The organism is Sphingomonas sanguinis, assembly GCF_019297835.1.
Lineage (GTDB): Bacteria > Pseudomonadota > Alphaproteobacteria > Sphingomonadales > Sphingomonadaceae > Sphingomonas > Sphingomonas sanguinis_D.
In genome coordinates this window covers 3,140,604-3,163,413 of record NZ_CP079203.1, presented here as the reverse complement: position 1 = coordinate 3,163,413, position 22,810 = coordinate 3,140,604, and the positions used below count along the sequence as shown (strand labels likewise).

26 protein-coding genes are annotated in these 22,810 nt (G+C 66.8%); 11 read left to right on the top strand and 15 right to left on the bottom strand.

The annotated features are described in order from the left end of the window. Positions 1 to 38 precede the first annotated feature (38 nt). From KV697_RS14775 to flgB, 13 genes are all read right to left on the bottom strand, one after another. Positions 39 to 932 carry a flagellar motor protein MotB gene (locus tag KV697_RS14775; protein ID WP_219018841.1) on the bottom strand — a complete coding sequence of 298 codons (894 nt, stop codon included), beginning with the start codon at positions 930 to 932 and terminating at the stop codon, positions 39 to 41. A 3-nt stretch (positions 933 to 935) separates the two neighbouring features. Continuing rightward, the gene (motA, locus tag KV697_RS14770) at positions 936 to 1,799 is read right to left on the bottom strand and encodes a flagellar motor stator protein MotA (RefSeq protein WP_219018840.1); all 864 of its coding nucleotides are present in this window, start codon (positions 1,797 to 1,799) and stop codon (positions 936 to 938) included. 101 nt (positions 1,800 to 1,900) lie between these two features. Further along, entirely contained in the window at positions 1,901 to 2,800 is a 900-nt protein-coding gene (locus KV697_RS14765) for a flagellin N-terminal helical domain-containing protein (protein ID WP_219018839.1), read from the bottom strand. 5 nt (positions 2,801 to 2,805) lie between these two features. Next, positions 2,806 to 4,149 carry a flagellar hook-associated protein FlgK gene (flgK, locus tag KV697_RS14760; RefSeq protein WP_219018838.1) on the bottom strand — a complete coding sequence of 448 codons (1,344 nt, stop codon included), beginning with the start codon at positions 4,147 to 4,149 and terminating at the stop codon, positions 2,806 to 2,808. A 15-nt stretch (positions 4,150 to 4,164) separates the two neighbouring features. Beyond that, positions 4,165 to 4,494: a rod-binding protein gene (locus KV697_RS14755; protein WP_219018837.1), complete on the bottom strand. Its 330-nt coding sequence runs from the start codon at positions 4,492 to 4,494 to the stop codon at positions 4,165 to 4,167. After that, positions 4,491 to 5,588 carry a flagellar basal body P-ring protein FlgI gene (locus KV697_RS14750; protein ID WP_219018836.1) on the bottom strand — a complete coding sequence of 366 codons (1,098 nt, stop codon included), beginning with the start codon at positions 5,586 to 5,588 and terminating at the stop codon, positions 4,491 to 4,493. The genes KV697_RS14755 and KV697_RS14750 overlap by 4 nt, the downstream gene beginning before the upstream one ends. Positions 5,589 to 5,599: 11 nt before the next feature. Then, the gene (locus KV697_RS14745) at positions 5,600 to 6,268 is read right to left on the bottom strand and encodes a flagellar basal body L-ring protein FlgH (RefSeq protein ID WP_056432502.1); all 669 of its coding nucleotides are present in this window, start codon (positions 6,266 to 6,268) and stop codon (positions 5,600 to 5,602) included. 74 nt (positions 6,269 to 6,342) lie between these two features. Further along, positions 6,343 to 7,131 carry a flagellar basal-body rod protein FlgG gene (flgG, locus tag KV697_RS14740; RefSeq protein ID WP_219018835.1) on the bottom strand — a complete coding sequence of 263 codons (789 nt, stop codon included), beginning with the start codon at positions 7,129 to 7,131 and terminating at the stop codon, positions 6,343 to 6,345. A 13-nt stretch (positions 7,132 to 7,144) separates the two neighbouring features. Further along, entirely contained in the window at positions 7,145 to 7,900 is a 756-nt protein-coding gene (locus KV697_RS14735) for a flagellar basal body rod protein FlgF (protein WP_219018834.1), read from the bottom strand. Positions 7,901 to 7,930: 30 nt separating this feature from the next. Beyond that, complete coding sequence (locus KV697_RS14730; RefSeq protein WP_219018833.1) at positions 7,931 to 9,220, bottom strand: flagellar hook protein FlgE; 1,290 nt, start codon at positions 9,218 to 9,220, stop codon at positions 7,931 to 7,933. A 28-nt stretch (positions 9,221 to 9,248) separates the two neighbouring features. After that, a complete protein-coding gene (locus tag KV697_RS14725; RefSeq protein WP_219018832.1) occupies positions 9,249 to 9,947 on the bottom strand; it encodes a flagellar hook assembly protein FlgD in 699 nt (232 codons plus the stop codon). A 2-nt stretch (positions 9,948 to 9,949) separates the two neighbouring features. Next, the gene (gene flgC / locus KV697_RS14720; protein WP_056432238.1) at positions 9,950 to 10,360 is read right to left on the bottom strand and encodes a flagellar basal body rod protein FlgC; all 411 of its coding nucleotides are present in this window, start codon (positions 10,358 to 10,360) and stop codon (positions 9,950 to 9,952) included. A 3-nt stretch (positions 10,361 to 10,363) separates the two neighbouring features. Continuing rightward, a complete protein-coding gene (flgB, locus tag KV697_RS14715; RefSeq protein ID WP_058743877.1) occupies positions 10,364 to 10,714 on the bottom strand; it encodes a flagellar basal body rod protein FlgB in 351 nt (116 codons plus the stop codon). Positions 10,715 to 10,937: 223 nt separating this feature from the next. Between flgB and KV697_RS14710 the strand changes: the two genes are divergently transcribed. From KV697_RS14710 to KV697_RS14670, 9 genes are all read left to right on the top strand, one after another. Then, positions 10,938 to 11,633: a motility protein A gene (locus KV697_RS14710; RefSeq protein WP_219018831.1), complete on the top strand. Its 696-nt coding sequence runs from the start codon at positions 10,938 to 10,940 to the stop codon at positions 11,631 to 11,633. Continuing rightward, positions 11,630 to 12,175, top strand: a complete 546-nt coding sequence (locus KV697_RS14705) for a flagellar motor protein MotB (protein WP_257575358.1) — start codon at positions 11,630 to 11,632, stop codon at positions 12,173 to 12,175. Before KV697_RS14710 ends, KV697_RS14705 begins: the two co-directional genes overlap by 4 nt. Then, positions 12,175 to 12,675: a flagella basal body P-ring formation protein FlgA gene (locus tag KV697_RS14700; protein WP_219018830.1), complete on the top strand. Its 501-nt coding sequence runs from the start codon at positions 12,175 to 12,177 to the stop codon at positions 12,673 to 12,675. The genes KV697_RS14705 and KV697_RS14700 overlap by 1 nt, the downstream gene beginning before the upstream one ends. 67 nt (positions 12,676 to 12,742) lie before the next feature. After that, positions 12,743 to 13,060: a flagellar biosynthesis anti-sigma factor FlgM gene (gene flgM / locus KV697_RS14695; RefSeq protein WP_257575357.1), complete on the top strand. Its 318-nt coding sequence runs from the start codon at positions 12,743 to 12,745 to the stop codon at positions 13,058 to 13,060. Further along, positions 13,057 to 13,368, top strand: coding sequence for a flagellar protein FlgN (locus KV697_RS14690; protein WP_175313289.1), 312 nt, complete (start codon positions 13,057 to 13,059; stop codon positions 13,366 to 13,368). Before flgM ends, KV697_RS14690 begins: the two co-directional genes overlap by 4 nt. Positions 13,369 to 13,588: 220 nt before the next feature. Then, entirely contained in the window at positions 13,589 to 14,446 is an 858-nt protein-coding gene (locus KV697_RS14685; protein ID WP_219018829.1) for a lytic transglycosylase domain-containing protein, read from the top strand. A 3-nt stretch (positions 14,447 to 14,449) separates the two neighbouring features. Beyond that, a complete protein-coding gene (flhA, locus tag KV697_RS14680; protein WP_219018828.1) occupies positions 14,450 to 16,531 on the top strand; it encodes a flagellar biosynthesis protein FlhA in 2,082 nt (693 codons plus the stop codon). Beyond that, positions 16,528 to 17,346, top strand: coding sequence for a sigma-70 family RNA polymerase sigma factor (locus tag KV697_RS14675; protein WP_219018827.1), 819 nt, complete (start codon positions 16,528 to 16,530; stop codon positions 17,344 to 17,346). The genes flhA and KV697_RS14675 overlap by 4 nt, the downstream gene beginning before the upstream one ends. Positions 17,347 to 17,542: 196 nt before the next feature. Continuing rightward, complete coding sequence (locus KV697_RS14670; RefSeq protein ID WP_219018826.1) at positions 17,543 to 18,769, top strand: ABC transporter permease; 1,227 nt, start codon at positions 17,543 to 17,545, stop codon at positions 18,767 to 18,769. 134 nt (positions 18,770 to 18,903) lie between these two features. Here KV697_RS14670 and KV697_RS14665 read toward each other — a convergent pair whose 3' ends face one another. Together KV697_RS14665 and KV697_RS14660 are read right to left on the bottom strand one after the other, a co-directional pair. Further along, complete coding sequence (locus tag KV697_RS14665; RefSeq protein WP_219018825.1) at positions 18,904 to 19,752, bottom strand: flagellin N-terminal helical domain-containing protein; 849 nt, start codon at positions 19,750 to 19,752, stop codon at positions 18,904 to 18,906. 226 nt (positions 19,753 to 19,978) lie between these two features. Beyond that, the gene (locus tag KV697_RS14660) at positions 19,979 to 20,869 is read right to left on the bottom strand and encodes a flagellin N-terminal helical domain-containing protein (protein WP_219018824.1); all 891 of its coding nucleotides are present in this window, start codon (positions 20,867 to 20,869) and stop codon (positions 19,979 to 19,981) included. A gap of 286 nt (positions 20,870 to 21,155) precedes the next feature. Here KV697_RS14660 and KV697_RS14655 point away from each other — a divergent pair, with 286 nt between their 5' ends. Both KV697_RS14655 and fliE read left to right on the top strand, forming a co-directional pair. Next, on the top strand, positions 21,156 to 22,439 hold the full coding sequence (locus KV697_RS14655; protein WP_219018823.1) for a sigma-54 interaction domain-containing protein: 1,284 nt from the start codon (positions 21,156 to 21,158) through the stop codon (positions 22,437 to 22,439). Then, positions 22,436 to 22,810 carry a flagellar hook-basal body complex protein FliE gene (gene fliE / locus KV697_RS14650; RefSeq protein ID WP_058743866.1) on the top strand — a complete coding sequence of 125 codons (375 nt, stop codon included), beginning with the start codon at positions 22,436 to 22,438 and terminating at the stop codon, positions 22,808 to 22,810. The genes KV697_RS14655 and fliE overlap by 4 nt, the downstream gene beginning before the upstream one ends.

Here is a 22,810-nt window from a genome sequence, read left to right as displayed (position 1 = left end):
GGCGTCAGCGTCTGGAACAGGCAAGAACGTTCCTGGCCTTACTGCCCGAACGCCCCCTTGCGATAGAGCAGCGTGATCGCAACGCGGCGGTTGCGCGGGTCGGACGGGTTGTCCGTAATCATCGGCTCGCGGTCGGCGACGCCCTCGATCCGCTCGAACCGCGATTCGGGCAGGCCACCGGCGGCCAGGCGGCGGCGGGTCGCCTCGGCGCGGCTGGACGAGAGCAGCCAGTTGTTCATGGCGCGCGGATCGCCGTAAGGTACGCTGTCGGTGTGGCCGCGGATCATGATCGTGTTGGGCACGTCGGCGACCGTCTTGGCGATGGTGCCGATCAGCTCGGACGCCGCCGGGGTCAGGTTCGTCGTGCCGGTCGCGAACATCGAATAATCGGCATTGTCGACCAGATCGATGCGCAAACCGTCATCGGTCGGGATGAAGCGCACCTGCTGCGCCAGCTTGCGGAGCTGGGGCGTGACCTCCATCTTCTTCAACAGTTCGCGCTTGATCGCGTCGAACGTCTTCTTGTCCTGCACGACGGCGTTGGGATTGCGCAGCGAACCCTTGTCGCCGGTCCCGGCCTTTTCGCCGCCGCCCTCCATCACCTTGGGAATGATGACCTGAAGGCGACCGCTGGCGGCCGTCTGCTGCTGGCGGCCCGCACCGGGTCCGCCGTTCAGCACGCCGCCGCCGATGCCCGTCGACTTGGTGTCGAGCAAGGTCGGCGCGAAATAGTCGGCGATGCCCTTGCGCTGCTTCTCGGTGGTCGCACCCAGCAGCCAGAGCAACAGGAAGAACGCCATCATCGCCGTCACGAAGTCGGCATAGGCCACTTTCCACGCGCCACCATGATGCCCGCCATGACCATCGGCAATGATCTTCTTGACGATGACGATCTTGGGCGGCTCGTTCTTGCCGTGCGGTGCGCGGGCCATGGCTTACTTGCCCCGCAAGCCGTCGAACACCTCGGCGAAGCCGGGCTGGTCCTTGTGCGCGATGCCGGAGCGGGCGGCTTCGATGACCAGCGGCTGCGGATGGCCGTGGAGCGAAGCGATGATGATCTGCTTGACGACATGATAGATGGCGGCGTCGGCGTCGATCACCTGCTTCAGGCGACCCGCGAACGGGTTCACGATACCATAGGCCAAGAGCACGCCCATGAAGGTGCCGACCAGCGCCGAGCCGATCATGCCGCCCAGCACGCTCGGCGGCTTGTCGATCGAGCCCATGGTCTTCACGATGCCGAGCACGGCCGCGACGATGCCGAGCGCGGGTAGCGAGTCGGCCAGACTCTGCAGCGTGCCCTGCGGCCCTTCGACCTCGTGGTGATGGGTCTTGATCGCATTGTCCATGACCTCCTCGACCGCGTGCACGTCGAGCGTGCCCGACGAGACGACGACCAGGCGCAGCGTGTCGGCGATCAGGTTGACGAGGGTATGGTCGGCGACCAGGCGGGGATATTCGGCGAAGACTGAGGAGGACTTGGGGTCCTCGACATGCGGCTCCAGCGCGATGGGGCCTTCGGTGCGCAGCATCTTCATCAGCTTCGAGACGAGGAAGATGACGTCGAGATAGTCCTGCTTCTTGTATTTCGGCCCCTTGAAGATCTTGCCCATCGCGCCGCCCAGCGCCTTCAGCTCCTTGCCGGAATTGCCGATGACGAGCGCACCGACGGCCGCGCCGCCGATGATGAGCATTTCGTGCGGGATCGCCTCGAACACGGGACCGAGCTTGCCGCCGGTGATGGCGAAGCCGCCGAACACCATGCCGAGCAGGATGACAAGGCCGATGGCAGGAAACATGGTGAACCGATACTCCCGAAGACCGGCCGCAGTGCCCGTCAGATCACCGGCCTAGACCCCTAAGGTCAAAATACAGTTACCGGGCCATCGCCCGGACACGATCATTTCAGATAATCGAACAGCGACAGGCTCGTCAGCTTGGTGAAACTGGACTGGGTGGCCTGAAGCACGGTCATCGTCTGTTGCAGCTGGGTAATGGTCTCGACCGGATCGGCATCCTCGATGCTGGAGCGCAGCTGCGCCCGGTCGGTGCTGGCGGCCTTTTGCAGACCCTGCTGCAACTCGACCCGCGCCTCGCGCGCGCCGACCGAGGCCTGGACGGTCGAGACATTGTCGTTGGCCGCCTTCAGCTTGTCCATCGCGTCGCTGATCGTCGCGCTGGCATCGCCGCCCGATTTCAGTGCGGTGACGAGCCGGTTGAGGACGTTGAGCGTGTCGTCATTGTCGCCCGCCTTGAACACCCGCTCGGCGCTGACCGACACGTCGACGCTCTGGCCATCGGCGATCGGAATGTCGGACACGTTGGCCGTCGAGTTGGTGTAGGTATAGCTGCCACCGCTCATGGTCACGGCATCGCTGCCCGCGCCCGCGCCGAACAGCGGCAGGCCGCGCGAGTCCTTGGAATTGGCCAGGCCGAGCAGCGCGTCGCGAATCGAGGCGATCTGGTCGCCGACGCTGGCCCGGTTGGCCGCGGTCAGCGTGCCATTCGCCGCCTGGGTGGTCAGCTCCAACGCCTTCTGCACTTGGTTGCCGATCTGGCCGAGCGTCGTGTCGGCCTGCTGCAACAGCGATCCTGCCAGCGTCAAATTGGTCTTGTAGACCGCATCGTCGGCGTCGCGGCGGTCGAACTCGGCGACCTGGGCGGCGGCGGCGGCATCGTCCGACGGGTTGGTCAGCTTCTTGCCGGTCGAAATCTGGACCTGCAGCGCATTCGCCTTGCCGGTCAGCGCAGTCATCCGCCGCGCGGCGGTGTCGTAAAAGACGCTGGTGGAAATCTGCATGACCGTTACCGCAGTTCGAGAATGGATTGGAAGGTTTCACGCGCCGCCTGGATCACCCGGCTGGTCGCGGAATAGGCCTGTTGAAAGCGCATCAGCGTCACCGCTTCCGAATCGAGCGTGATGCCCGAGGCGGCCGACAGCGTCGCCTTGGCCCCGTCGCTGATCGCGGTCTGCGCATCGGCGACGGTCTGGCGCTGTTTCAGCGTGGTCGCATTGTCGGTGACGATCTGGGTCAGGTTCGTCTCGAAGCGCATCGCGCCGCGCGCGGTTTCCAGATCATCCAGATTGCCGGCGTTGCGCGACCCCTGATTGCCCTTGGCCGCCGCGATATTGTCGCCGTCGGTCAGCAACAGGCTCATCTGCGCGGTGCCGGTCTTCAGACCGAACATCGCCGGGCCTTTATTCCCGTTCAGGTCCTGACCCGCGTCCTGGAGACCGTTGACCGTGTCGACGAAGCTCTGGGCGACCTTGTTGAAGGCGGCGCGCGTCGCGTTGATCCGCTCGGCGCCGTCCAGCATCCCGGCCATCGCGCCGCCGGTGGGCACGAAATCGTTGATCTGGCCCTGCAGCGCGACATGGAAGGACACGCCGCCATCGGCGCCGCGCTGATAGGTCACCGAGCCGGTGGTATCGGTTGCGGCCAGGATCGGCCCCGCCCGGTCGCCGAGTCGCACCGTCGCGCGGCCGAGTTCGTCGGTCGTGCTGGTGATGTCGGTCAGCGCGCTCATCTGGGTCAGGATCTGGTCGCGCTGATCACTCAGCTGCGCCGCCGCCGAGGTACCCGGCTGGGTCCGGCCCAACCCGTCATTGACGCGGACCAGCGAGGTGGCGAGCGAGGACAGGTCGTGCGCGGCCTGCCGCGCCTGGCCATCGAAATCCGAATTGATCTGGTCGAAGGCCGAATCGGTCGCACTGAAGGCGGTCGCGGTCGAACGCGCGGTTTCCAGCATCGTGGCGCGCAGTGCGGTCGAGGTCGGCTCGGCCGCCAGCGTGCGTGCGGCGGTGAAGAAGGAGGTCAGGCGGGTCTGCACCTGATCGCCGGTCATCGCACCTTCGATTCGGGTCAGCCAGGTGGCGCCCGTTGTGGTCCGCGACAGATCGGAGGTGGCGGAGCGCACCGCGGCGCTGGCATAGACGTCGGTGGCGCGGGCGATGCCCAGCACCATGACGCCCGAACCCGCGGAGAACTTGTTCGCCGCCAGACCAGCGGCGGGCGAAATCTCCTGCATCGTGACCGTCCGGCGCGAATAGCCGTCCGTTCCGACATTGGCGATATTCTCACCAACGGCGGTCAGCGCGGTCTGGTATGCGCGGACGCCCGAAGCGCCAATAGAGAGCAGGTCGCTCATGGTTACTGCGGTACGTTATGTCTGGTTAACGACAGGTTGAGATTTCGCCAGAAAGGCGGTCACGGCCTTGCCGATCCCCAGCGGCGCCTGGGTCGCCATCGTCTGGGCAACCTGTTGATCCTGCATGTCCCGGAACGTGTCCAGCGCCTTGGAGTCGAACATGGTTTCGCTCAGCTTGGTCTGGCGCATCGCCTTCAGCATCATGCCGGTGAAGATCGCCTCGAACTGGGTGCCCGCCTTGTCCAGATTGGCGCCGTTCGACAGGCGGCGGGTGTCGGTGGACACGGTGCCCGCGATGGCGGAGGCCGCCGTCGCCGGCGCGGTGGCTGAAATGCTCTGGGTCACAGGACGATCAACTCCGCCTTGAGGGCGCCGGCTTCCTTCAGCGCTTCGAGAATGGCGACCAGGTCGGACGGGGCCGCGCCGATCGCGTTCACCGCCTTCACGACATCGGCCAGCTTGGGACCGGGGGCCAGGACGAACATCGGACGTTTTTCCTCCTCGACCGAGACGCCGGACTTCTGCGTCACCGCCGTCTGACCACCGCTAAGCGGACCGGGCTGGCTGACGCGCTGATTCTCGTCGATCTTCACGGTCAGCTTGCCGTGGGTGACCGCCGCCGGGCCGACGCGGACCGCCGAATTGATGACGACGGTGCCGGTGCGGGCGTTGACGATGACCTTGGCGGGCGGTTCGGCCGAGGTGACGTTCAGATTCTCGATCTCGGACATCAGCGTGGCGCGGACATCGGCGCCCATCGGCGCACGGACCGCGACCGACACGGCATCCATCGCCTGCGCGGTGCCCATGCCGAGACGCGAGTTGATCGCCTGCGCGACGTTCTGCGCGGTGGTGAAGTCGGCGCGCGCCAGGTTGAAGGTCAGGCTGGGCGCGGTGTCGAAGCCGGTGGCGACCGCACGCTCGACCGTCGCCCCTTCGGGGATACGACCGACCGAGGGGATGTTGACGACGATCTTCGACCCGTCCGCGCCTTCGGCACCCAGGCCGCCGACCGCCAGATTCCCTTGCGCCATCGCATAGATCTGGCCGTCCGCACCCTGAAGCGGGGTGAGGATCAGGCTGCCGCCGCGAAGCGACTTGGCCTTACCCATCGAGGCGACGGTGATGTCGAGCTTCTGCCCCGGCTTGGCGAAGGGCGGCAGCTCGGCGGTGACCATGACCACCGCGGCATTCTTCATGCCCGGATTGGCGGTCGGCGGCAGCTGCAGCCCGAAGCGCGAGACCACGGCCTTCAGCGACTGGACGGTATATTCCAGATTGTCGTCGCCCGTGCCCGGCAGGCCGACGACGACGCCGTATCCGGTCAGCTGGTTGCTGCGGATGCCCTGGAACCCGCCCAAATCCTTGATCCGGTCGGCCGAGGCTGGCCCCGCGATCGCGAAGGTGGCGAGGAGCGTGAGGAAGAAGCGCAAGATCATGGTCAAAGGCCTCAGAACGGGCTGACGGCTTGGAAGAAACGGCTCAACCAGCCCTGGCGGCTGGCGCGGGCGACGTCGCCCTTGCCGGTATAGGCGATCTGCGCATCGGCGACGCGGGTCGACTCGACGCGGTTGTCGATGCCGACATCGGCCATGCGGACCAGCCCCTTGATCTGGATGAACTCGTCGCCGCGGTTCAGCGTCACGCGCTTCTGCCCCTGGACCAGCATCGTGCCGTTCGGGAACACCTGCGCGACGGTGACGGTGATCTCGCCCGACAGCGAGTTGGACTGGTCGGCGGCACCCGAACCGTTGAAGTTGCGGCTGCCGCTCATGCCGATATCGGTCGACTTGAGCAGCTTGCCCAGCGGCCCGGTGGTCGGCGGCGCGAGGCCCAGATCGCCCTTGGAACCCAGCTTGGAATTGGCCGACTTGGTCGCCGCCGTCCGCTCGACCAGCACGATGGTCAGCGGATCGCCGACCTTGCGCGCGCGCCACCCTTCGTACAGCGCGGCATAGCCGTCCGACACCTGGAAGATGCCGCCATTGGGCTGGGCGGGCTGCGCGACCGGCTGCATCGGCATCGGCGCGGGACGCACGGTCGAGAAATCCTCCGCGGGCTTCTTGCGACCGAACAGGCTGGCATGGGCGGGCGCGGGGATCAGCGCGACGGCGACCATGGTGCCCGCCGCCGCCGACAGCGCCAGCTCGGTCCAATAGTCGAAACGCAGGGTGGGGAAGCGAATGGTCATCATCACAGATTCTGGTTCGCGTACTGGAGCATCTCATCGGTCGACTTGATCATCTTCGAGTTGACCTCATAGGCGCGCTGGGTCTCGATCATGTCGACCAGCTCCTCGACGACGTTGACGTTCGAGCCTTCGAGCATCCCCTGACGGATCTGGCCGCGCCCTTCGAGACCGGCGACACCCATGTTCGCGGCGCCCGAGGCGGGGGTTTCGGTCAGGTAATTGTCGCCCTTGGACTGAAGCCCGGCCGAATTGGGGAAGCTGGCGATCTGGATCTGGCCGATCTCCGCCGCCGCGGTCTGGCCCGGCAGGGTCGCCGAGACGGTGCCGTCGGTGCCGATGGTGATCTGGGTCGTGCCTTCGGGCACGGTGATGCCCGGCATCACCTGATAGCCCTCGGCGGTGACCAGCAGCCCTTCGGCCGAGCGCGAGAAATTGCCCGCGCGGGTATAGCCGAGCGTGCCGCCGGGCATCTGCACCTGGAAGAAGCCGTCACCGTCCAGCGCCAGATCGAGGCTGTTGTTGGTGGTCTGCATCGACCCCTGGGTGTTGATGCGCGCGGTGCCCTGGATACGGACGCCGGTGCCCAGGTTCAGGCCGGTCGCGTATTTGCTCTCGGTCGAGCTGGCGGCGCCGGGCGCGGTGATCGTCTGATAGGCCAGCGTCTCGAACGCGGCGCGGTCGCGCTTGAACCCGGTCGTGTTGACGTTGGCCAGGTTGTTCGAGATGACCCGCATGCGCATGTCCTGGGCATCGAGCCCGGTGCGCGCGACGTGCAAAGCGGCGGAAGACATAAGACTTTAATCCTCAGCTCGGCAGACGCATCAGCGATGCGCTGTTCTCATCCAACGACTTGGCCTCTTTCATGAGGTTGGCCTGCACCTCGTAGCTGCGCTGGTTCTCGATCATGTCGACCAGCGTCTGGGTCATGTTGACGTTCGACCCTTCGAGCGCGCCCGACTGGACGGTGGCGTCCATGTCCTGCGGCATCGCCCCGCCGCCCTTGACGCGCAGCAGATTGTCCAGACCCTTGGTGGTCTGCGTGCCGCGCGTATCGGCCAGCTTGATGCGGTCGATCACCTGGGGCTGGGTATCCGGCCCGGCGCCCAGCGGCACGATCGACAGCGTGCCGTCGGGGGCGACGGTCATCGAATTATACGGCGGCACCGTGATCGGGCCGTTCTGGCCGATCACCGGATAGCCGTCGCCGGTCTGCAGCACGCCGGAGGCCGTGACCTCCAGGTCGCCGCGACGGGTATAGGCTTCGGTGCCATCCGGGGCCTGCACCGCCAGCCACGCGCTCGACGTCGCGATCGCGATGTCCAGCGCGTTGCCGGTGTGCTGGATCGTGCCCGGCGCGCGGTCGGCGTCGGTCACTTCCTCGGCAGTGGGCATCCGCGCCTCGAACGCCGCGCCGCCGCCCTTCAGGTCGATGCGGTCGAACACGACGCGGTCGGCACGGAACCCGATCGTCGAGGCATTGGCCATGTTGTTGGCGATCGCGGTCTGCGCCGCCATGTGCGCGCGCATACCCGTCGATGCCGTATAGACCAGCTTGTCCATCGCGGTTCCCCGTTAGCCCCCGGCGTTCGCTTAGCTGCGGATGTTGAAGATGGTCTGCGAGATCTGGCTCGACGTATCGAGCGCCTTCGCATTCGCCTGGAAATCGCGCTGCGCGGCGATCAGGTTGACCAGCTCCTCGGTGATGTCGACGTTCGACCCCTCGATGGTGCTCGACCGGATCGCGCCGTACGCGCCTTCATTGGCGGTGCCGAACTTGGCCGCGCCCGACTTGCCGGTCGCTTCCCAATAGCTGTTCCCTTCCTGGCGCAGGCCCGGCATGTTGACGAAGGTCGCCACCGCCACCTTGCCCAGATTGGCGGTCTCGCCATTGGTGAACGACGCCGTGACCAGCCCGTTCTCGCCCACCGACACGCCCGACAACAGGCCGACCGCCTTGCCGTCCTGGGTGCGCGAGGCGACCGAGAAGATCGAACCCGACTGCGACGAACCGGTATAGTCGAGCGACAGCGGCTGCGCGGTGATCGACGTGCGCGGGGTATAGTCGTCGAACTTGGTCGGACCCACCGGCGACACCAGATTGCCACCCGAATCGAAGGTCATTTCGACAGGATCGGTCGAACCATTGCGCGTCATCTGCTGGTCGTTGACGTAGCTGTAGACCTTCCACTTGCTGCTGCCGTCGGCGGGCTGGATCGGCTTGCCGCTCGAATCCGTCGGCAGCGGCTCGCGGACATAATAGTTGGTCAGCGTCATGGCGTTGCCCGACGTGTCGTAGATCTTGGTCTGGGTCGTGTTGTTGTACGTGCCCATGTTCGTCCGATCGAACGCGCCGGTCGGGGCGACCGCGGTGCTCGACAGGTTGATGTCCAGCGTCACGCTCTTGGTCGCGACCGGCGTGCCGCTGGTCGGCGGCAGCTGCAGGCTGGTCAGGCCGTCATTGCCGAACGAGGTCACGTTGCCGTCCTTGTCGACCGGGAACACCTGCATCCGGTTGCCCTGCGTGTCGGTGACGTAATTGTCGGTATCGACCTGGAACGAGCCGTTGCGGGTGTATTGCAGCGTGCCGGTCGTGCCGCCCGACTGCACCGTGAAGAAGCCGTCGCCCGAGATGGCAAGGTCCAGCGCGTTCGACGTGCTGGTGTAGTTGCCTTCCTTGAACTCCTGCCGGTTGGCCTTGACCACCGTGCCCGAGCCGACCTGCTTGAACGGGTCGGTCGAGAAATTGGCCGCCATCACGTCGGCGAATTCGGCGCGGCTCTTCTTGAAGCCGTTGGTGCCGACGTTCGCGAGGTTGTGCGAGATGACCGACATGTCGGTCTGCGAAGCCTGAAGGCCGCTGAGCGAGGTGTAGAAGGACATGGGCTATCTTCCTGGTGCGTAAAGGGGATCAGCCGACCGAGCGGACGGCGGAAAGCTGGACCTGGCCGAGACCGGCGACGGTCAGGACGGGGGAACCGGTGGAGGGCATCGAGACCGACTGGACCGGCGCCCAGACGAGCGAGCGGCTGCCGACGGCGGTGTTACCGTTCGACGCCGAGACCGAGATGGTGAAGGGACCCGAACCGGCTTCCTTGCCGTCCTCGGTCTTGCCGTCCCAGTCATAGCCGACGGTGCCGCCCTGCTGGGTGCCAAGCGACAGCGACTTAAGGACCGCGCCGCTGGCATCGGCGATCGTCACCGACACGTCCGAGGCCGCGCCGTCCAGCTCGACCTGCCCCGCCAGCCCGCCGCTGCTGCGGCCATAGGCGGTGGTACCCTGGGTCAGCACGGTCTTGCCGACATAGTTCATCGCGTCCGACGGGGTCGTCGCGTTCAGCTTGGTCGCGATCGCGCCGAGCGTGGTGTTCATCTCGGAGATGCCCGCCACGCTGGAGAACTGCGCCATCTGGGCGACCATCTGGGTGTTGTCCATCGGGGCGAACGGGTCCTGGTTCTTCAGCTGCGCGGTCAGCAGCTGCAGGAAATCGCCCTGGTCCAGCGTCGTCGCCGACTTCTTGGCCGTGGTCGTGGTCGTCGCGGTGCTGGTCGCACCCGTGCGCTTGATGCCCAGGCTGTCCAGCGTCGAGTTCATCTGGGTGGAAGTCATGATCAGCGGCCCAGCTTGAGGGTGTCGAGGATCAGCGACTTGGCCGTCTGCATCACTTCGACATTGTTCTGATAGGTGCGCGAGGTCTCCATCATGTCGACCAGCTCGCGGGTTTCATCGACCGCCGCCTCGAAGACGTTGCCGTCCTTGTCGGCCAGCGGATTGTTGGGGTCGTGGCGCTTGGTGGGGTCTTCGCCCGCCGTCACGATCTTCTCGACATCGACGGTGGACAGGCCGGTCGCGGCGTCGAAGCTGGTGCGGAACACCGGCTTCATCGTCTTGTACGCGGTGTCGACCGACCCGGCGATGCCACCGGCATTGGCCAGGTTCGACGCGGTGGTGTTCATCCGCACCAGCTGCGCCGACATGGCGCGACCGGCGACCTGGAAGATGGAAAGCGGTCCGTTCGGCATCGCTTATTCGCCCTTCAGCGCGCGGGTGATGGTGGAGATGCGACCGTTCAGGAAGGACAGCGTCGTCTGATACTGGACCGCATTCTCGGCGAAGGCGGTCTGTTCCTGGTTGAGTTCGACGGTGTTGCCGTCGAGCGAGGTCTGGATCGGCACGCGGTACTTCATCGCATCCGCGATGCCCCGGCCCTGGTCCTGACCACCCTCGACCGAGGCGAGCGCCGCCTTGAAATCGATGTCGCGTGCCTTGAAGCCCGGGGTCGAGGCGTTGGCGATGTTCGATGCCAGCACACCCATGCGCTGCGCCCGCACCTCCAGTGCGGCACCGTGCACTCCGAAAAGCGTTTCTGCGGCCATCGTTCAACCTCCTTTCCCACGCGGGACTTCGCGATGGCCAAGCCCTCGCAATGACCGTGCCAATTCCCCGGACAGGAGGGCAGGACGCCACCGGCACGGCCTTTCCGGCAACCGGCTGCCGGTTTTTGCCGGTCGGCGGCAACGAAGCGGCAGCGCCCTCGGCCGCCGCCTTGCACGCCCCTTCCCGTGGGCGAATTGGCCCGGTCTTTGCGTAGGTGCGCGCATGACTGCATTTCCTCCGCTTCATCAGTTCTTCGATTCCGCGGCGCTCGCCATCGTGCTGGGCGGAACGCTGATCGCGACGCTGCTGCGCACGCCATGGCGCGATGCCCGGCGCGCGGTGCGGGCGCTGGCGGTGCTGCCCAGGCGCCCCTTCTCCGCCGAGCCGCTGGTCGAGCAGATCGCGCATCTGTCGCGGGTGGCGAAGCGCCATGGCGTCCTGACGCTCGACCGCTCGGTCATCACCGATCCCGACATGGCCGAGGCGGTCGCCGCGATCGTCGATGGCGAGGGGGCGGACGCCGTCACCAGCCGGCTGAACCTCGCGCGCAACGCACGGGTCGAGCGGCATGTCGCGATCGCCGATATCTGGAGCGGCGCGGCCGAGATCGCGCCCGCCATGGGCATGGTCGGCACGCTGATCGGTCTGGCAACGATGTTCGCGACGATGAACGATCCCCAGCGGATCGGCGGTGCGATGGCGATCGCCCTGCTGGCCACCCTTTACGGCGCGCTGTTCGCCAATCTGGTCGCGCAGCCGGTCGCGATGCGCCTGCGCCGCGCCGCGCGGATCGAGGCGTTCGAGCGGACCCGCATCGTCGCGCCGCTGGCCGCCCTGGCCGCGCGCGAGGCGCCGCGCCCGTCACGCGGACCGACGCCGTCCCCCAAGTCCGGCCCCAATCTGGTCAGCGTCGCATGACCGAGCCGTTCTTTCCCGAAACGCCGCCCGCACGGCCGATCTGGCTCATCACGCTGGCCGACCTTGCCCTGTTGCTGGTCGGCTTCCTCGTTCTGGTCCAGGCGACCGGCGCCGAGCGGCGGCCCGCGCTGCTCAACGGCCTGCGCGCGCAGTTCGGCAGCACCGATCATGTCGACCAGGCGTTGCGGGCGCCCCCTGCCCCGCCGCCCGCCATGCCGGTCGCCGCCGCCTCGCTCAGCTTCACCGTCGGATCGGCCGCACCGATCGAGCCGGACCCGCTCTTCGGTCCCTGGGCGCGCGAGGCGCTGGCCGATCCGCGCGTTCGCCTTTCCATTGTCGGCTCGACCGACGGCAGCGCCCCCGATGTCGATCCCGTCACCCATAGCGCGGTCGTGCTCGCCGCCGATCGCGCCCGCGCCGCGGCCGCGCTGATCGGCCCTGCCGCCGCCGACCGCCTGATCCTGTCCACCGCCGGAAAGCCCGGACCTCGCGTCGCGATGATCACCCTGGTCTTTGCCGGCGAACCTTCACGGAGACCCTGATGATGATCCTGTCCCTGCTTCTGGCCGGTGCCGCCGGTTTCCAGGATATCGCGTCGCTCGACGCCGCCGTCACCGCCTTCACCGGCCGCCCGGTCGGGGTGGAGGGCGGCCCGCGTTCGGCCATCGACAACCGGCTGAAGCTGGCCCAGTGCCCGACGGTCGCGCTGTCCTGGCGGACGGAAGCGCATGACGCGGTAGTCGTCACCTGCTCCAGCCCGCAATGGCGCATCTTCGTGCCGGTGCTCTCCGCGCCCAAACCCGCCCCCGAACCGCGCATGATCGCCGCCGTCGCAGTCAAGGCGGAGCCGGTCATCAAGCGCGGCGATCCGGTCGTGATCGAAGCCGGATCGGACGGCTTTTCCATTACAAGAGAAGGGGTTGCCATGGCCGACGCGGCACCCGGCGGACACTTCCCGGTGCGTATCGAATCCGCCCGCCAGCCGATCCAGGCGGTGGCGTTGGCCAGCGGTCGCGCGACCCTGCCCGGCTGGTCCGAATGACGATGAAAATCCCGACAGGGAGCGTAAATTTCCCCTAAAAATTGCCGCCCCCCGGCCGTTATACATCATGTCAGCGAAACCAAAGGGTGCGGGCATGGTGGATGTAACAAGGCTGAGTGCCGGGGAAGCGAGGGTCGGGCGCATCGCCGCCGTGACGCGTCCCAACGCGCTCACCGGCGCCGCCCAGCCCGCGCAGACCCCGGTCAAGGCGAACGACATGAGCGGCGTCAGCAACATGGCCCGCACCTTGGCCGCGCAGCCGCCGGTCGACATGGACCGGGTCGCGGAGATCAAGAAGGCTATCGCCAATGGCGATTTTCCGATCCTGCCGGCGACCATCGCCGACCAGATGATTGCGCTGAAGCTCGATTGGAATGGTAAATGACACGCCGTGACGCCCTGATCCGGGTCATCGAGGCCCTTCACCGCGAAATCGCGGCGCTGAAGGTCAACGACGTGGCCGCCCTGGAACGTGCGACGACCGAGAAGCTGGCCGCGATCGAGGAGGTCGCCGCGCTCGGCACCGGTCCCGCAGGCCCCGAACTGCGCGAGCTGGCTGACGAGGCCAACCGCCTGAACGAGACGTGCCGCATCTATGTCAACCTGATGGCGGCCAATGTCCGCCGCCGGTTGCAGACCCTGACCGGCGACTCCGGCATGGGCTACCGCCCCGCCATGCGCGCTTACGCCTGATTGCCGCTTGCCGGGCGGCAATGCGTTGCCGCTTTGCCGGATCGACGGCGGCGGCACCGGCAACACCATCGGCAGGCCCGAATAGGCCGAATGGACAAAGCCCGGTTTTCCGGGCTTTTTTTGTGCCCTGTGCCGATTCATGTCGCACAGCTGTCGGCACCGTCAGGAATTGGCACGCCCCTTGCTGAGTATGGCCCGAACAAGGGCTTTTTACCGCAGCATGACCGTCCAACCCGTCTCCCACGCCAGAATCCAATCGGCCATCGCGCTGGCATCCAGCCGCACGGGCGTCGATTTCGGCTATCTGCTTGGCCAGGCAAAGCTGGAATCCGGCCTGAATGCCAATGCCCGTGCGGGCACCTCGTCGGCCTCGGGACTTTATCAGTTCGTCGAGCAGAGCTGGCTGGCGGTCGTGAAGAAGCACGGCGCGGAACATGGCCTGGGCTGGGCGGCCGATGCGATCGGCCAGTCGGGCGGACACTATTATGTCTCGGGCGGCGCGCGCTCGGCGGTGATGGGCCTGCGCAACGATCCGACCGCCGCCTCGCTGATGGCGGCCGAGCACGCCTCGGACAACAAGTCCGCGCTGGAATCGACGCTGGGCCGCGATGCCAACGGCACCGACCTGTACATGGCGCATTTCCTGGGTCTGGGCGGCGCGACCAAGTTTCTGGGCACGATGGCCAGCAACCCGCAGGCCAGCGGCGCATCGCTGTTCCCCGCCGCCGCCCGCGCCAACCGTTCGGTCTTCTACGCCTCGAACGGCCAGCCGCGCTCGCTCTCGGACATTTACGACCGCTTCTCCGCCAAGCTGGCCGGAACGCAGGCCGACAGCGACGAGACGCGCGCCGCCAATCTGCAATTCGCCGCCCAGGCGCTCGCGCTTCAGGGCATGAACGGCGACGCGACCGTCGTCACCGGCAACAACGAAAGCGCCGCCGATGCGATCGCCTGGGCCAACAGCACCATGAACCAGCTGGGGATGCGCGGCGCCACCGCGACCGGCGACAGCGTGCTGCGGCCCAAGCCCGATCATGCGCGCCTCGCCTACATGATGCTCGCACGGATGGGTGGCTAAGCAATGGGCAAGCTCTTCTCCAGCGGCCGTACCATGGCCCTGCCCGCCGCGATCCTGCTGCTGGTGCTGGTCATGGTCGTGCCGATCCCGCCGGCGCTGCTCGACATCTTCTTCGTCGCCAACATCGCGATCAGCCTGGCCGTGCTGATGGTCGCGCTGAACGCCGAAAAGCCGCTCGACTTCTCGGCCTTCCCGACCGTCCTCCTGTTCGCGACCCTGTTCCGCCTGGGCCTCAACGTCGCCTCGACCCGCATCGTGCTGGTCCATGGCCATGAGGGCGAGAGCGCGGCGGGTCACGTCATCGAGGCGTTCGGCACCTTCCTGATCGGCGGCGACTATGTCGTGGGTCTCTTCGTCTTTGCGATCCTGATGATCATCAACCTGATCGTCGTGACCAAGGGCGCGGGCCGCGTGTCGGAAGTGTCCGCCCGCTTCACCCTGGACGCCCTGCCCGGCAAGCAGATGGCGATCGACGCCGACCTGAATGCCGGTCTCATCACGCCGGACCAGGCCAAGGCGCGTCGCGTCGAAGTGTCGACCGAGGCCGATTTCTACGGTTCGATGGACGGTTCGTCCAAGTTCGTGAAGGGCGACGCGGTCGCCGCCATGCTGATCCTGGCGGCCAATGTCATCGGCGGCCTGATCCTGGGTCCGGTCAGCCATGGCATGGGCATCGCCGACGCCGCCAAGACCTATATCCTGCTCGCCATCGGTGACGCGCTGGTCGCGCAGCTGCCCAGCCTGATGCTGTCGATCGCCGCCGCCGCCATCGTGACGCGCGTGTCATCGGACAAGGATCTGGCGGGCCAGATCGGGTCGCAGTTCGGCGCGTCCAAGACCTGGATCCCGGTCGCGGTGATCCTGGGCCTGCTGGGCGTGCTGCCGGGTATGCCGCATCTGGTGCTGCTGCCCGCCGCCGCGATCGCCGGGTTCACCGCCTGGAAGCTGCGCCAGATCGAGAAGCGCCCGGTCATCGCCCCCCCTGCCCCCGCGCCCGAGCCGGTCGACCCCTCGCGCATCGGCTGGGACGAGGTCATCGACGGGATGCAGGTCCATATCGACATCGGTTACGGCCTGGTCCCGCTGGTCGACGAGCGTCGCGGTGCGCCGCTGATGGCCCGCATCACCGGCGTCCGCCGCCAGCTGTCCAAGGATCTGGGCTTCGTCGTGCCGCAGGCGCGGGTCCGCGACGACATCAACCTGGCGCCCTATAGCTATCGCATCCTCATCAACGGTGTCGTCACCGCCGAGGATCAGGTGTCGCCCGACGAGATGCTGGCGCTCGACACCGGCCAGGCGTTCGGCGCGCTGAACGGCAAGCCGGTCAAGGACCCGACCTTCGGCCTGCCCGCCACTTGGATCCTGAAGGGCGACGCCGATGCCGCCACCGGCATGGGGTATCTGGTCGTCGACCCGGGCACCGTCATGGCGACGCACCTGAATCACATCCTGTCCTCGAACGCCGCCGAGCTGCTCGGCCCCGACGAGGTCCAGTCGCTGCTCGACGGGCTGAAGGAGCGCGCCGCGCAACTCGCCGCCTCGCTCAGCCCCAACCCGCTGCCGCTCACCACCCTGACCCAGGTTCTCAAGGGCCTTCTTTCGGAGAATATCACCTTGAAGGAGTTCCGCCGCATCGCCAGCGCGATCGCCGTGGCGGCCCAGAAGACGCTCGACGCCGAAGAGATCGTCGAGCTGATCCGGCCGCAGCTGGGCGCGCTCATCATCCAGAAGCTGTGCGGGATGCGCGAGCCGCTGCGCGTCATGACGCTGGACGGCCAGCTCGAAGGACTGCTGGGTCAGGCCATGCGCGCCGACACCGCGCGCCGCCATGTGATCGAACCCGATCTGGGCCGCCGCATCACCGAGGCGCTGACCCAGGCCGCGCAGCCGCTGATCGCCGAGGCTAAGCCCTTCGCGCTGGTCGTCCAGCCGGGCGTGCGCATCGCGATGCGCAAGCTGGTCCGCACCTGCCTGCCCGACACGCCCGTCCTCTCCTTCTTCGAAGTGCCCGAGGACAAGGCGGTCGAAGTCGTCGCCGTCATCGGCTCTCCCCATCATCACCAGCAACAGGCGTTGGCCGCATGAGCGCACATCCCCTGAGCGGCGCGTTCATGGACGCGCAGAGCTTCAACCCGGCAAATTTCGATCCCGCGCTGGCCAATCCGACGGTCGCCGATCAGCCGCTGACCTATCGCCCGGCACCCCGCCGCGCCGGGATGCCCGGCGGCGATGCGAATGCGGTCATCCGCCAGCATCTGCCGCTGGTCCGGCGCATCGCGTGGCATGTGCATGGGTCCATGTCGAGCATGATCGAGGTCGAGGATCTGGTCCAGGTCGGCCTGGTCGCGCTGGTCGAGGCCGCCGCCTCGTTCGAGGAGCGCGGCGTCGAGTTCGGCCATTACCTCAAGTCGCGGCTGCGCGGCGCGATGATCGACGAGCTTCGGCGTCAGGCGACGACGACGCGCGGCGCGATGCGTCGCCGCCGCCAGTATCACGAGGCGGTCAACGCCCTGTCGCAGACCGAGGGCAAGGCCCCGTCCGACGAGGCGGTCGCCGAAAAGCTGGGCATCACGGTCGAACGGCTACGCGCCGACTACAAGACCGCAGAGGCCGTGCGCATGGAGGCGATCGACGATGTCTATGCCGACGACCTGCCCTGGTTCGCCGACGACACGCCCGACGCCTTCGAGCAGCTGGCCGAAAGCGACCTGCGCGACGCGTTGATCGCCGCCATCTCCGCGCTCCCCGAGCGCGAGGCGATGGTGATCCAGCTTTATTATGTCGAGGAACTCAACCTGGAGGAAATCGGCCAGGTGCTGGGCGTCGGCGCCGCGCGCGTCTGCCAGATCAAGAGCGCGGCGCATGCCCGCCTGAAAAAGGCCCTCGCCAGCCAGCGTTGATCTTATCCTCCCCGACACGGGGAGGTGGCAGGGCGCAAGCCCTGACGGAGGGGGGGCTTCCTCATAGGACGTCCCTAGCGGCACACCCCCTCCGCCATGCTGCACATGGTCCCCCCCCCGTGCCGGGGAGGAATGGGTAGCCTTTCCCGATAACCCCATCTTGCTCTAAGCGCGTCCCCGATGACCGGGGACGCCGATGCTCGCACGCCATGAACGCCATCTGATCGGCCGCTATCTGTGGCCGGGTGCGGGCGGGCGGCTGGTCCTGCTGGTCGCGGGCATCGGCTGTACCGGCGTCATGATCGGCGTCGCCGCGCTGGTGCTGGTCATCGCGGTCATGAACGGCGCGCAGACCAAATTGGTCGAGAGCGTCGCGCCGGTCGACGGGCATCTCAGCGTCACCGTGCCTTCGGGATCGAGGCTAAGCGAAGCACAGGTCGCCGCCACGATCGCCCGCATCCCCGGCGTCGTCCGCACCGAGCCGGTTCGCGAGATCACCGCCGGGCTGTCGATCGACGGCCGGATCACTCCCATCAAACTCCAGGGCCGCGATCCCCGGACACTCTATAGACTCGTGCCGACCATGCGCTCGGCGCTGGCGCACAGCTCCGATCCGGCGAGCGCGGTGGCGATCGGCCAGAATGCCGCGCTGCAACTGGGCCTGTTTCCCGGCGACCGGATCGCGATCGGCCGGGTCGTCGTCAGCCCCGATCGCACCGTGTCGCTCGACCTGACCCCGGCGCGGGTCGCCGCCTTTTATGCGGATGACGACAAGGGCAGCGACCAGGTGACGCTGTACGCCCCCCTCGATTCGCTGCCCATCCTGCAGGACGATTCGGTCGTGACCCGCCGGGTCGCGGTGGTGCTGACCGATACGGCCAAGGAAGCGGCGGTGACGGCGGCGATCCGACGACGATTGGGTTCGGGCTATCCGATCACCAGCTGGCAGCAGGCGAATCGCGCGCTGCTCGCCGCGCTCGTCACCGAAAAGATCGGCATGACCATCGCGGTCGGGCTGGTCACGCTGGTCGCGCTATTCAACATCTTGTCATCGATGACCCTGCTCGCACGGGCGAAGCGGCGCGAGATCGCGATCCTGCGCACCATGGGCGTGACCGCGCGCAGCATCATGCGCATCTTCGCCACCGTGGGCAGCATCATCGCGCTGATCGGGGCGGGCATCGGCCTATCGCTGGCCACACTGTTACTGACCCAGCGGGCTGCGATCGTCACGGCCGTCCGCCATCTTTCTCCTGCGCGGCAGGCCGAATGGGACGTGTTCCTGTCGCTGCCGATCGGAATTTCGGCGCGCGAGCTGGCGGTGATCGCCTTGAGCGTCGTGGCGGGGGCGGTGCTGGCCAGCCTGTATCCCGCCTGGCGCGCGGGGCGGACCTCGCCTGCCCTGGTGCTGCGCGCCGATTGATAACACGCAAGTAAACCCCGGCGGCATTGCTGCCGCCGGGGTTTGTCCTGCAAACCGGTCCGGGAGGATCTCGCGGCCGGTCGGCCCCGCCACCCGAGTGGGGGCGCGGTGCCGGGGCGCTCAGGATCCGGGAATTACTGGCCGAGCAGCTTGAGCACGCCCTGCTGCGACTGGTTGGCCTGGCTCAACATCGCGGTCGACGCCTGGCTCAGAATCTGGGCCTTGGCGAGCGCGGTGGTTTCCGCCGAGAAATCGGTATCCTCGATGCGGCTGCGCGCATCCGTCAGGTTGGTGACGTTCGAGGTCAGGTTGTTGACCGCCGACTGGAGCCGGTTCTGCGTGGCGCCGAGGCCCGCGCGGATATTGGCGACCCGGCCGATGGCGGCGTCGAACTTTTCCAGAGCCACCGGGGGATCGATGATGCTGCTGGGACCGGTCGTCGGATTGACGACGTTGATAACGCCGTTGATGGCGGTGTCGGTCGTCAGGTCGGTAAAGGTCATTTTGATGGCGTCATTGGTGTTCGCGCCCGCCTGGATCGGCACGACACCTGCTGTACCCGCCGAACCGTCCAGCAACTTCTGGCCGTTGAACTGAGTATTGAACAGGATGTTCGACACCTGATTCGCCAGCGCCGTCTGCTCGGACGTGATGTTCGCCTTGTCGTTGGTAGAGTAGATGCCGTTGGCCTTCTGCACCGCCAATTCGCGCATCCGCTGGAGCATGTTGCTCACCTCGTCCAGCGCGCCTTCGGCGGTCTGCGCCATCGAGATGCCGTCATTGGCGTTGCGGATACCCTGATTCATGCCGCGCACCTGCGCCGACATGGATGCGGCGATGGCGAGACCTGCGGCGTCGTCCTTCGCAGAATTGATTCGCTTGCCGGTGGACAGGCGCTGCATCGAAACGTTCAGCGCTTCCGTCGCGGCGCCGTTGGCGCTCGATGCGCGTAACGCCGAAATATTACTGGCGATAACCGTCATGGTTGTTCTCCAAAGCCGGAGCTCTCCGCCGCCCCCAAGGCGAAGGTCGAGCTGCCAAGACGGGTAACGACCGCTTGGAACCGCGCTTTAGAGAAAAAAGTGATTTGGGCGCATTTTTTCGGGCGGAGCCCCCCGACACCTTATTATAAGGCATCATTATAAGGCATCGGGGGGTCCACCTTCCGCGACCGAGGGGAAAACCGCGGTCGGCATTCGCCCAGGGCGATTAGCCGAGGAGCTTCAGCACGCCCTGCTGCGACTGGTTGGCCTGGCTCAGCATCGCGGTGGACGCCTGGCTCAGGATCTGCGCCTTGGCGAGCGCGGTGGTTTCTTCCGAGAAGTCCGTATCCGAGATACGGCTCTTCGCTTCGGCCAGGTTGGTCATGTTCGACGTCGCGCTGTTGACCGCCGACTGGAGCCGGTTCTGCACCGCACCCAGGCCTGCCCGGATCTTCGACACGTCGGCGATCGCGGCGTCGTAATTGTCCAGACTGTCCGACTTCAGCGCAGCCGAGTCACCGGCAGTGGTCGCTGCGGCCGAGAAGTCGACCACGGCGCTCAGCTTCGAACCGGCTTCTGCCGTGGCGGGCGGACCAGCAGCCGCAGGCGTGTAGGTCGCGGTCATGTCGCGCAGGTTGATCGCGACCGTATCGCTCGTCGTCGCACCGGTCTGGATCGTCACCGCGGAAGCGGCTGCCGTCGAGTCGAACAGCGTCTTGCCGTTGAATTTGGTATTGGTGATGACCGACTTGATCTGGGCGGCCAGCGAGGTCTGCTCGTTGGTGATGTTCGCCTTGTCCGCGGTCGAATAGGTGCCGTTCGACGACTGGACCTTCAGCTCACGCATACGCTGGAGCATGTTTCCGACTTCGTTCAGCGCGCCTTCCGCCGTCTGAGCCAGCGAAATGCCGTCATTCGCGTTGCGAATGCCCTGCGACATGCCCTTGATCTGGGCAGTCATCGAGTCGCTGATGGCCAGACCCGCCGCGTCGTCCTTTGCCGAGTTGATGCGGTTGCCGGTCGACAGGCGCTGCATCGAGGTGCTGAGCGCGAGCGAGGCCGAGGTCGAAGCAGCGGTTGCCCGCATAGCACTGATATTGCTGGCAATAACGGTCATGTGATGTCTCCAAATCTGCTCGGCGATCCGTCTGTGTCCCCTCTGGACCACCGAGCCGCCGAGTGGAGTAACGGCCGCTTTCCGGCAGGCTTTAGCCGGCTCCATGCAAATTTTTGCCGGGGCGCTTGCCGGTATTGCCGGAACGGTCGCGCGCGCGGCCGGGCGACGCCCGCCCACATACGGGCGCGCGTCGCGCCCGGAAAAAACTTGCCGCTGCCGTTGCCGCATTAACCACGGTTTTACCAAACAGGCGGCATTGGAGAGTCACGAAAGGACTCCACGCCAGATGTCGTCGATTCACCCCTCCGCTGCGCTCGTTAAGCAGAAATATGCGCTGATTTCCGGGTTGCGGGCCCAGGGCATGGCCATTGCCGAGCAGGGCGCCGTGCCCCAGGCCGGGGACCTGTTCCTCGTCACCGAGGGCGACGTGATCGAGCATCCGGCGCGCACCGTCGTCGTGTCCGACGGTCCGGTCCCGGCCATCACCCCGGCGATGGGCGGCCGCCCTGCCGCCGTGACCTATTCCTCCGCGGAATCGGGCGTCGGCAACAGCTTCGTCCGCGCGCTGCTGGCCGGTTCGACCATGCCGACCGCCGCCGACCCGGAGAGCCTAGCGCTCTTCACGCTGGCCGAGCGGGTCGCGCAGGCGGACATCACCGTCCTCATCAACGGCCCGACCGGCACTGGCAAGGAAGTCGTCGCCCGCGCCATCCATGCGCAGTCGGCCCGCGCCAACAAGCCGTTCGTCGCGATCAACTGCGCCGCGCTGCCGGAATCGATGCTCGAGGCCCTGCTCTTCGGTCACCAGAAGGGCGCGTTCACCGGCGCGGCGCAGGCGGGCGAAGGCTTCTTCCGCGCGGCGGATGGCGGCACGCTGCTCCTCGACGAGATTGCCGAGATGCCGCTCCAGCTGCAGGCCAAGCTGCTGCGCGTCCTTCAGGAGCGCGAAGTGATCCCGCTCGGCGCGTCGATGCCGCAGTCGGTCGACGTCCGCGTCATCGCCTGCGCCAACCGCGACCTGCAGGCCGAAGTGGCGGCGGGCCGGTTCCGCGCCGACTTGTACTACCGCCTGTCGGTCTTCCCGCTGACCACCAAGGCGCTGGCCGAGCGTCGCCTGGATATCCCCGCGCTCGCCGCGACGATGATCCTGCGCCACGCCGCTGGCCGCACCGCCATTCCGTGGCCGAGCGCGACGGCGATCGAGAAGCTCGCCAAGCACAACTGGCCAGGCAATGTCCGCGAGCTGGAAAACGTCATCCAGCGCGCGCTGCTCTTTGCCGGTGGCGAGACGATCGAGCCCGAGCATATCGTGTTCGACCGCCCGATGATCGCCAACGACCTGGACGACGAGCCGCTGACCGTCACGACGGCGGAAGCGACGCTCGGCAAGGTCGTGCAGATGAGCGAGTTCGCCGCGATCCGCGAAATGCTGGCGGCCTGCGGCGGCAACCGGGTCGAGACGGCCAAGCGCCTCGGCATTTCGGAGCGCACCCTGCGCTACCGTCTCGCCAAGGCGCGTGAGCAGGGCGAAGAGATCATCCGACCCTCTAGCCGGGCCATGATGGCATGAGCGTCGGTGGTGTCGGCGGTGCGATGAGCGTCGACCGGGTGATGGCGCTTCGTGCCCAGATCCTGGAACGCAATCAGGCGCTCAAGGCGGCAAGCCAGGCCGGTGCCAACCAGGCGGCACAGGCCGCCCAGACTCAGCCGGTCGCCGCGCCGACCAGCTTTGCCGATACGCTGGAGTCCGCGCTGAAGGGCGTGAACGAAGGCCAGCAGCAGGCCGCCCGCCTGTCCGAATCCTACGAACGCGGCGAAACGGTCGACATCGCGAAGGTGATGATGGCCCGCCAGCAGGCGTCGGTCGGGTTCGAGGCGACCCTGCAAGTCCGTAACAAACTCCTGTCCGCCTATAAGGACATCATGAGCATGCCGGTGTAA